Origin of the sequence: Pseudoalteromonas sp. TB25 (assembly GCF_000497995.1) — a bacterium.
In the GTDB taxonomy this organism is placed as follows: Bacteria; Pseudomonadota; Gammaproteobacteria; order Enterobacterales; family Alteromonadaceae; genus Pseudoalteromonas; species Pseudoalteromonas distincta.
In genome coordinates, this window is the sequence record NZ_AUTI01000425.1 from 1 (window position 1) to 8,964 (window position 8,964).

At 38.9% G+C, this 8,964-nt stretch carries 9 protein-coding genes and 3 pseudogenes; 6 read left to right on the forward strand and 6 right to left on the reverse strand.

The window, feature by feature from the left end:
- The 3 genes and pseudogenes from L652_RS0120470 to L652_RS0120480 all read right to left on the reverse strand — a co-directional run.
- A pseudogene (locus L652_RS0120470) lies at nt 1–275 on the reverse strand (anthranilate phosphoribosyltransferase); the annotation flags it as partial.
- Nucleotides 276–286: 11 nt separating this feature from the next.
- The gene (locus tag L652_RS0120475; protein ID WP_024594803.1) at nt 287–889 is read right to left on the reverse strand and encodes an aminodeoxychorismate/anthranilate synthase component II; all 603 of its coding nucleotides are present in this window, start codon (nt 887–889) and stop codon (nt 287–289) included.
- 1 nt (nt 890) lies between these two features.
- The gene (locus L652_RS0120480; protein ID WP_024594804.1) at nt 891–2,459 is read right to left on the reverse strand and encodes an anthranilate synthase component 1; all 1,569 of its coding nucleotides are present in this window, start codon (nt 2,457–2,459) and stop codon (nt 891–893) included.
- Between the two features lie 464 nt (nt 2,460–2,923).
- Between L652_RS0120480 and L652_RS0120485 the strand changes: the two genes are divergently transcribed.
- The 5 genes and pseudogenes from L652_RS0120485 to L652_RS01000000124225 all read left to right on the forward strand — a co-directional run bounded on the left by L652_RS0120485 (nt 2,924) and on the right by L652_RS01000000124225 (nt 6,520).
- Complete coding sequence (locus L652_RS0120485; protein WP_024594805.1) at nt 2,924–3,778, forward strand: PHP domain-containing protein; 855 nt, start codon at nt 2,924–2,926, stop codon at nt 3,776–3,778.
- The gene (locus L652_RS0120490) at nt 3,775–4,395 is read left to right on the forward strand and encodes an L-threonylcarbamoyladenylate synthase (RefSeq protein WP_002961576.1); all 621 of its coding nucleotides are present in this window, start codon (nt 3,775–3,777) and stop codon (nt 4,393–4,395) included. Before L652_RS0120485 ends, L652_RS0120490 begins: the two co-directional genes overlap by 4 nt.
- Before the next feature lie 6 nt (nt 4,396–4,401).
- On the forward strand, nt 4,402–5,238 hold the full coding sequence (locus tag L652_RS0120495) for a ScpA family protein (RefSeq protein WP_024594559.1): 837 nt from the start codon (nt 4,402–4,404) through the stop codon (nt 5,236–5,238).
- Between the two features lie 145 nt (nt 5,239–5,383).
- The gene (locus L652_RS0120500) at nt 5,384–5,935 is read left to right on the forward strand and encodes a cytochrome b (RefSeq protein WP_024594560.1); all 552 of its coding nucleotides are present in this window, start codon (nt 5,384–5,386) and stop codon (nt 5,933–5,935) included.
- Between the two features lies 1 nt (nt 5,936).
- A pseudogene (locus L652_RS01000000124225) lies at nt 5,937–6,520 on the forward strand (YceI family protein).
- Between the two features lie 84 nt (nt 6,521–6,604).
- Here the strand turns inward: L652_RS01000000124225 and L652_RS0120510 are convergent.
- Both L652_RS0120510 and L652_RS1000000125150 read right to left on the reverse strand, forming a co-directional pair.
- A complete protein-coding gene (locus tag L652_RS0120510) occupies nt 6,605–7,447 on the reverse strand; it encodes a transporter substrate-binding domain-containing protein (protein ID WP_024595129.1) in 843 nt (280 codons plus the stop codon).
- 139 nt (nt 7,448–7,586) lie between these two features.
- On the reverse strand, nt 7,587–7,754 hold the full coding sequence (locus L652_RS1000000125150) for a hypothetical protein (RefSeq protein ID WP_002961566.1): 168 nt from the start codon (nt 7,752–7,754) through the stop codon (nt 7,587–7,589).
- A gap of 371 nt (nt 7,755–8,125) precedes the next feature.
- Here L652_RS1000000125150 and L652_RS0120520 point away from each other — a divergent pair, with 371 nt between their 5' ends.
- Complete coding sequence (locus L652_RS0120520) at nt 8,126–8,677, forward strand: hypothetical protein (protein ID WP_024595128.1); 552 nt, start codon at nt 8,126–8,128, stop codon at nt 8,675–8,677.
- Here L652_RS0120520 and L652_RS0120525 read toward each other — a convergent pair.
- Nucleotides 8,674–8,964, reverse strand: a pseudogene (locus tag L652_RS0120525) (hypothetical protein); the annotation flags it as partial. The gene L652_RS0120520 and the pseudogene L652_RS0120525 sit on opposite strands and share 4 nt — an antisense overlap.

The following is an 8,964-nucleotide window of genomic DNA, read 5'->3' on the forward strand; positions in this document are numbered from 1 at the left end:
CCGCCTGTGCCACAGCTATCAGCAAGTTGTGTACTGCTGGTAGTAAAAGCAACAGCGTTATCGCGCATTGAGGCTGCAGCACCTGCTATTTCATCGCTTACTTCGCCTTTAATTTTAAGGCTTATTAATAGGGCGGTTAGCTCAATCTCGCTCATGTTACCTTGCATTATTTCATCAAACAGTGCTTTGGCGTCTGCGTAGCTTAATGATTGCCCTGTAATTAGTTGCTCAATAGCGTGTTGAACATTTATGGGTTGTTCTGGTTGTGTACTCATAATGTCCTCTTTTATTTAGCGCGTGTTAAGTAAGCGACACTTTGCTGAAGTAGCATTGCGCCGTTTGGCGTCAGTATTGATTCTGGATGAAATTGATAACCCAATGCATTGTCATCATGATGATAAATAGCCATAGGGATATCCTCGTACTGGGCAATAACCTTTATATTACCAGGCACTTTTGTTGCCATTAATGAATGGTAACGTGCTACAGGCATTGTATTGCCCATACCATCAAATACAGGATGTTCGCCTAAATTAATAATTGAAGACTTACCATGTACGGTTTCACCCGCGTGACCGATTACTCCGCCATAGCTTTGTGTTAACGCTTGTTGGCCTAAACAAATGCCTAGCATTGGGAAATGGCCTTTAGAGAGCTCAATAAGCTCCATTAAACAGCCTGCATCGCTTGGTGTGCCAGGACCTGGGGAAAGTACTAATAGTACTTGTCCTTGCTCTTGGCGCATTTTATTAAAAATAACCTCAGCGCTAATGTTGTTTCTATAAACAACCAGTTCGCAGCCAAGCATCGTAAGCTCATCAACTAAGTTATATGTAAATGAGTCAAAGTTATCTAAAAAATAGATTTTAATAGGATTCGTTTTACTCATTTTATACCGCCTTATACGTAGATTTTATGGCGGTGATAACCGCTTGTGCTTTAGCGCGAGTTTCGTTTGCTTCTGAAATAGGATCTGAGTCAAATACTACACCTGCACCTGCTTGCACGTAGGCTATGTTATTTTTAACAAAAGCAGAGCGAATAACAATACAACTATCCATTGCGCCATCACCGGTTAAGTAACCTACAGCGCCGCCATAACTGCCACGGCGCTTCCCTTCTGTTTGACGTACAAGCTCAGCAGCACGTACTTTTGGTGCACCAACAAGCGTGCCCATGTTCATACACGCTTGGTAAGCGTGCAGTGCATCAAGTTCTGGTTTTAATGTGCCAACAACGCGTGAAACTAAATGCATTACCTGTGAATAGCGGTCTACTTTTAATAACTCTTTGGCAAAACGAGTACCTGCAATACTAATGCGGGCTACGTCATTACGCGCTAAATCAACAAGCATTAAATGCTCGGCGCGCTCTTTTTGATCGTTTCTTAGTTCCAGCTCAATGCGGCTGTCTAAGTCGGGGTTTATTTGCCCGTTAGCAAATTTGCCGCGCGCTCGAGTACCAGCAATTGGGTAAACTTCTACTTGCTGATTACTTACGTCGTACTTAAGGGCCGACTCAGGAGACGCGCCAAATAATGCAAAGTCTTCATCGCGCATATAAAACATGTAAGGGCTTGGGTTTTGCTTTTTAAGCTGGCTATACGCATGTAAAGAATCAGGGCAAGGTAGTGAAAATGTACGCGACGGCACTACCTGAAAAATATCGCCATCTACAATGTTCTTTTTAAGCTTAACAACTTGCTCGCAATACGTTTCGTCGCTTATATCAACGCTTACCTCACATTCGCCACTTTGCATATCCGCACTAAATTCTGCTGCGTTATCGCACAGCGTATTTAAGCGCTCAAGCTCTTTACCTACTTCAAAACAGTTAGCGTGTACGTCTGGGCCGTTAAATACATTACCAATAAGCTCAGTTGTTTGCTTTTGATGATCAATAACAACTAACGTTTCAGCTAAATAAAATACGTAATCTGGGCAGGTGTTTTCGCCATCAGGTACATCACTTAATTGCTCAAAGTTTGCCACCATGTCGTAGGCAAACACACCGCCTAAAAATACCGAAAACGGATTTTCGGTAGTGCTTTGAATGCTGTTAATACAGGTACGAAGAGCGCTGAAGGCGTTATCGGCAACAAGCTTACTTGCTTCGTCTATATCGCTGCTGGTGTCTTGGTAGTTAAGTGTAAGCGTTGTGTCGTTTAATTGTGAATCACAGCTCTTAACATTTGCTTGTAAATAGCTTAATAATTGCTTGCCGTTATTAGATTGTGCGCTAACAGTTACCGTTTTACCCTTACATACAATGCGCAGGGCGCTATCAACTAAAATTAAACTTTTTACACTGTCTTTAGAATCAATCTCAGCTGATTCAAGCAGTAGTGAGTTAGGCTTATCAAGTGCCGCGTATAATGCAAGAGGGCTACTAATATAGTCGCGTACTTGCGTAATGCTTGTTACTTCGCCTGGTGTGGTAGTTATATGACTAAAAATCAAACCTCATTCCCTCAAAAAATTAAACCCCGCAGTGCTTTTGCAGTGCGGGGTTTGAATAACGATATCTAAATTACAAACAGATCATTACCGTCCCGCTATATCAGGCGCCACCACCAACGATGTGTAAGAGTAAGACCGTTATTCATGTTTTTCTGCCTCAAAATTTATTAAATATTTTTAACGTATATGTTTCGTAAAATTTAGTTATAAAAAAACCCGCATAGTTGCGGGTTTTGAATTTTTTCTAGACACGACAATTCATCACCCGAAAATTACGAGTGCCACCACCAAATAGTGTTTAAGTTTGAATTGATCATTATTGTTAATTCTTAATGTGTCTGAAAGTGGTTACAGTAAAACGTATCTTATGCTTTTGTGTCAAGTGTTTATTTAAAACAATTTAGTCAAAAAAGTTGTTATACTTACATAAACACCAGTAACCCTTAATTTTAAGCAGTTTTCTTTTGATAAAATACGATTTACATAGCCATACTACACATTCAGACGGGCGTTTAACGGTTGAAGAATTATTGCATCGCGCTGTTGATAAAAATATTGATGTGTTTGCTATTACCGATCATGACACTGTGGCGGCTATTAAGCCTGCTCAGCAATTTATTGAAGCAGAAAACTTACCGCTTTCATTAATAACGGGTACCGAAGTGTCTACTAAATGGGAAAGCTTCGAAATTCATATTGTAGGTTTAAATATTGATATTAATAATATTGACCTTACCTCTTTATTATCGGCTCAGCAGCAAAAGCGAGAAGAGCGTGCACTAGAAATTGGCGCACGCCTTGCAAAAAATGGCTTTGATGGCATTTACGAGCAAGCTAAAGAGCTGGCAAAAGACGCGCAAATTACGCGCGCACATTTTGCACGCGCCCTTATTGAGCGCGGTGTAGCTAAAAATTTCCCGGGTGTTTTTAAAAAGTACTTAGGGCGCGGCAAAACAGGCTACGTACCAAGTTGCTGGTGCACCATGCAAATCGCTGTAGAGGCAATACATGCCGCAGGTGGTGTTGCTGTACTTGCGCACCCAAGTAGCTATCAAATGTCAAACAAGTGGCTACGCAAATTATTAGTAGAATTTAAAAGTGTAGGAGGAGACGCAATGGAAGTTGCACAACCTCAACAGGCGCCAAGCGAACGTCAATTTTTAGGTGAACTCAGCCGTGAGTACGAACTACTTTGCTCGCAAGGGTCTGATTTTCATTTTCCGACAAGCTATTTAGAGCTTGGCAAAAATTTATACCTACCAAAAGACTGCCAAGGTGTTTGGCAAGTTTGGGAAGGACAAGAAGGGGCATTAACATGAGTCAATTATTCCATATTCATCCTGATAACCCGCAACCAAGATTGATTAGTCAAGCCGTTGATATTATTAAACAAGGCGGTGTTGTTGTTTACCCAACAGATTCGGGCTATGCCATTGGCTGTAACATTGGTAATAAGCAAGCCAAAGAGCGCATAGAGCGTATTCGTGGTATTGAAAAAAACGATAATTTTACGCTAGTGTGCCGTGATTTATCGGAGCTATCTACTTATGCACGTGTAGATAACCAGCTATTTAGATTAATTAAAAATAATACGCCAGGGCCTTATACCTTTATTTTTAAAGGCACAAAAGAAGTCCCTAAGCGTTTATTAAACGACAAGAAAAAAACCATTGGTATGCGTGTAATTGAACACCCAATTGCTTGTGCGTTACTTGCCGAACTTGGCGAGCCATTAATGTCGTGTTCTTTAATTTTACCCGGGCAGCAGTTTACTGAATCAGATCCGGATGAAATTTTAGAGCGATTAGATAAACACGTTGATTTAATTATTCACGGTGGCCATTTAGCCGAGCAAGCAACCACAGTAATCGACTTGTCAGAAGATGAAGTTAAAATATTACGTGTTGGCTGTGGTGATACAAGCCCATTTGAGTAATAACAAGTGAGCGAAAGTACTGCTGATACAAAAAGTAATGAAAAGCCAGTGCAGCAAAAGTTGCCACTGGCTTTTTTGCATGGTAAAGCGGTTGTAGATAAACCAGAAGACTTATATATTCCGCCCGATGCGCTCGAAATAATATTAGAAACCTTTGAAGGCCCTCTCGATTTACTGCTTTATTTAATTAAAAAGCATAAGCTTGATGTGCTCGATCTTTCTATTTTTAGTATTACAGAGCAGTATGTAAGTTACGTTGAAATGATGACCGAGTTTCAACTCGAACTTGCCGGCGAATATTTAGTAATGGCTGCGTTACTTGCACAAATTAAGTCGCGCTTATTACTCCCTGTTCACGAAGAGCTTGAAGAGGAAGAAGACCCTCGCGCTGAGCTTATTAAACGCCTGCAAGAATATGAGTTATTTAAAAAAGCCGCCGAAAACCTCGATGATATCCCCCGTGTTGGGCGTGATATTTTTATAGCGCATGCCGCTATGCCAATAAATGAAGACACAAGTCAAAACCTCCCTGATATTGAACTTAAAGACTTAATGCTGGCGTTGAGTGATGTTATGGCGCGAGCAAAAACGTTTGAACATCATCAAATTACTGCCGAAGTACTCTCAACCCGAGAGAGAATGAGCCAAATATTACAACAGCTATCGAAAGCAAATTCAGCAGTGGTTTTTAATGCGCTTTTTACGCCTGATGAAGGGCGTAGTGGTGTGGTGGTTAGTTTTATAGCCATGCTTGAGCTCATTAAAGAAGGACTTGTTACTTGTTTGCAAGTAAGCCCAGAGAGCTTAATTTATGTCAGCTTGAGCGAGCAATCCACCCTATAAACTTATCTGTTTAATCCTCAACTTCTAAAACTGACTTTAATTATCAAAGTTCTGTGCTTATACGCACGTAAAGTGTTTGTAAATGTTATTTTCATTTACGGCTATGCACTATATTGTAACGTCATAGCATTATAGGACGTTACACATGTTTAAAAATACACCTTCATCTTACGGACTTGTCGCCATTATTTTACATTGGCTCATGGCGTTGACTATTTTTGGCCTGTTTGGTTTAGGTTTATATATGGTTGAGCTTACTTATTACGATAGCTGGTATAAAGGCTCGCTCGATTTACATAAAAGCATTGGTATTACGCTTGTGGCCGTATTTTTATTTAGAATTTTATGGCGTGCTTTATCTACACAACCTAAACCCTTAGGTGAAAGTAAAGGTATGAACCAATTAGCACACACCGCGCATATTGTTATGTATATTATTTTGGCCGTTATTGTTGTTGCTGGGTATTTAATATCAACCGCAGACGGACGTCCAATAGAAGTGTTTACCTTATTTAACGTATCAGCGCTTGATTTTGCTTTTGATGACCAAGCCGATATTGCAGGAAAAGTACATTATTACGGCGCGTGCACATTAATAGGGTTTGCAGTATTGCATGCACTAGGGGCGTTAAAACATCACTTTATCGATAAAGATAAAACCTTAATCAGAATGATCAAACCATTAAAGGATGATTAAAATGAAAAAATTATTAGTAAGCACAGCCGTTTCGGCTGCAATGATGTTATCGGCAACNCAGCCGCTAATGCAGCTGATTATGTAATTGATACAAAAGGCGGGCACGCATCTGTTAACTTTAAAATTAAACACTTAGGTTACAGCTGGTTATATGGTCGTTTTAATACTTTTGACGGCACATTTAGTTATGATGCTAAAAACCCTGATGCATCAAAAATTATGGTAAATATTGACACCACAAGCCTTGATTCTAACCATGCAGAGCGCGATAAGCACTTACACGGTAAAGATTTTTTAAATGTGGATAAATACCCAAAAGCGACATTTAAAAGCACCAGCATTAAATTTGATGAAAATGGTGAAGAGGCCGACGTAACCGGCGAATTTACGCTGCATGGCGTAACTAAAACTATTACCTTTGAAATAGATAAAGTGGGCGAAGGGAAAGATCCGTGGGGTGGATACCGCGTAGGTTTTGAAGGCGAAACCAGCCTTAAACTTACCGACTACGGTATTGATTACAACTTAGGGCCTGCATCTACTCATGTTGATATTATTTTATCAATAGAAGGCGTTCGTAAGTAATACAGTTATTGAATATAAAAACGCCACTTACTGTGGCGTTTTTTTTGCTTAACAGAAACTCAAATTAAGCGACTTTGAATTTGCTTATTTTGCGCTATTAATGCGCGATTTTAATAGAGGCCTTAAATCCTCAGGCAACCAGCGCATAAGTAAATCGTTATAAGCCTGCGTTTTTTTAATAACTTTAAGCTGCTCATTAAGAATAGCGATGTCTTTTGCGCCTTGCTCGTTTTTAGTACAACCAATAAAGCCATAACTGAGCGCTGGAGATTCGGTTAATGGACGTTGGGTTAAGTTTTCTTCAAAGTGCATTGATTTAGCTAAATAGTAATGCTCGCTTGGGTAACCCAGCAAAATATCAATTCGTTTTAGGTTAAGCATATATGTAAGGCTCGCTAGGCTATCGCGTGTGGGTCTAATTACTAAATCTATATTAGGCGTACTGTTTATCAATGTATCTATCTCTTGGCCATAAGAGCGGCTCATAGAAACTCCAAGAGTTAGTTTTTTATCTTGTATTAAATTGAGTAGTGATACTTCTTTTGATTCCGCTATATTTAATGCTTTGGCGAGCTTTTTATGCATTGCTATTGAAGGCGAGAGGCCCGTTGTCGAGCTTTCGTCTGTGAAATAAATATGCTCTTTTCTGTAATCATTTTTATAAAGCGATAACGCACAAACATTATTTGAAGTATTGGACAGCTCTTGAATTACTTTACCTGAGGGGATAAGCATGCGGTTAAAGGTGATATTAGGAAGTTGTTTTTCAAGTAAAAAAATTATGCTTTCGTCACGGCCTTGGTGTTGATATTGACCATTTAAAATATAATAGGGTGCAAAATCGTGCGCTAGCCAGTTTATGGTTCTAGCATTGCTTATTGAGCTCAGACAGAAGAAAAGTAAGAAAGTTAAAAATATACGGAGCATTACAACAGCTACCAGTAATTATTATTGTAAAACTATTGTAACCAATAAAGGGCTAAAAAGTAAAATGCCAGCAACAAGGCTGGCATAATATCTTATCAATAATTGCAATAATAGAATGGCAATTAAAGTTATATGTTGCTTAGTTAGCTTTTAGCCACTTAACAAACTGGCGTGCATCACTCGCTTTTTGAAATAATGCATTTTTTAAACCTTGTGTATCACTGAAGATTACACGATGTTTGTTTACTGAAATTGATTGCACTGGATGTGCTATTTGGATCATAGACCCGTTATATTTATAAGACATAATAAAACTCACTTTATTCTTGTTATTTATTCTGCGCTATATTTGTATAGCAAATTGCAGTCAATAAATTAACGATGTTGTGTTTAGCTTCATTACAGTGTTGACGATCTTTATGACACTTTTGCGATGATAATAAAAAATCATCTCGGTATTATTCAAGGGGTTCTCGCCGTACAATAACTTAGCTTTCAAATATACGTTTTGCGGGGCTTACTGGATCAGGGTAAATGGTTAACCGCGGCGGTTTCTTTAAACCAGAGAGGGAAGGTAACTTATATATAAATTGTGTGCAAGCTATTTATTATAAAAATATTTATAATAAATCTTATCAACTGCTTACAAAGCCCATTTTTAGTTACTAAAGGATAAGTATGAATTACTTAATAGTGAGTGATATTTATGGTTTAACCCCTGCTTTAAGTAAGTTATCACAGGCAATTAGTTCAAATTTAGTGATTGTTGACCCATACAACAACAAGATTCAAGCTATTGAAAGTGAAAAAGATAGTTATAATAATTTTATACAGCAGTGTGGCCATGACAAATACACGGACAAACTTCTAGAATGCTTTGAGAGTTTAAAAGTGCCGACCACATGTATTGCGTTTAGCGCAGGGGCAAGTGCAGCATGGCGGGCACAGTTATTAACAGGCAATACACACCTTAAAAAGTTAATTGGCTTTTATCCGTCGCAAATTCGTAATTATTTAGCGTTAGATGCAAATGTACCCTGTGAATTCATATTCCCAGAAAGTGAGAGTCACTTTAATGTTGATGAAGTTATTAAAGCTTTAAGCACCAAAGCGAGTGTTAAGTGCTATAAAACCAATTTTTTGCATGGTTTTATGAACGAGTACTCAACCAATTTTAATGCGCAAGGGCTGGTTGAATATAGTAGCTATATAAAACAGAGCAGCCGTTAAAGCGTGTTTAGCTGCTTTTTATTAATATCAGGAAAATCAGTACAGGTATTATATTTTGCATACAGTGTTGTAAAAATGCTGCTGCTGGATAACTTATCTAACTCTTTTATAAAGGTTTTAGCACTAGAACGAGCGGGTCTACAGCATGTTTGATACTGTTTTATTATACCCGCGACAGATAAACCTTGTTTTTGTAGCTTAAGGTCGGCCTGTGCAAAAAAAGCCGCACCCGTCCAATAAACACGTTGCTGGGCGCGTTGTTTCCACATATCGGCAGAGAGCTTATT

Bases quoted from the DNA above. Each gene is read 5' to 3' on its own strand.
- L652_RS0120500 (WP_024594560.1), top strand. From the start codon at position 5,384: ATGTTTAAAAATACACCTTCATCTTACGGACTTGTCGCCATTATTTTA.
- L652_RS0120510 (WP_024595129.1), bottom strand. From the start codon at position 7,447: ATGCTCCGTATATTTTTAACTTTCTTACTTTTCTTCTGTCTGAGCTCA.
- L652_RS0120520 (WP_024595128.1), top strand. From the start codon at position 8,126: ATGAATTACTTAATAGTGAGTGATATTTATGGTTTAACCCCTGCTTTA.
- L652_RS1000000125150 (WP_002961566.1), bottom strand. From the start codon at position 7,754: ATGTCTTATAAATATAACGGGTCTATGATCCAAATAGCACATCCAGTG.
- L652_RS0120490 (WP_002961576.1), top strand. From the start codon at position 3,775: ATGAGTCAATTATTCCATATTCATCCTGATAACCCGCAACCAAGATTG.
- L652_RS0120475 (WP_024594803.1), bottom strand. From the start codon at position 889: ATGAGTAAAACGAATCCTATTAAAATCTATTTTTTAGATAACTTTGAC.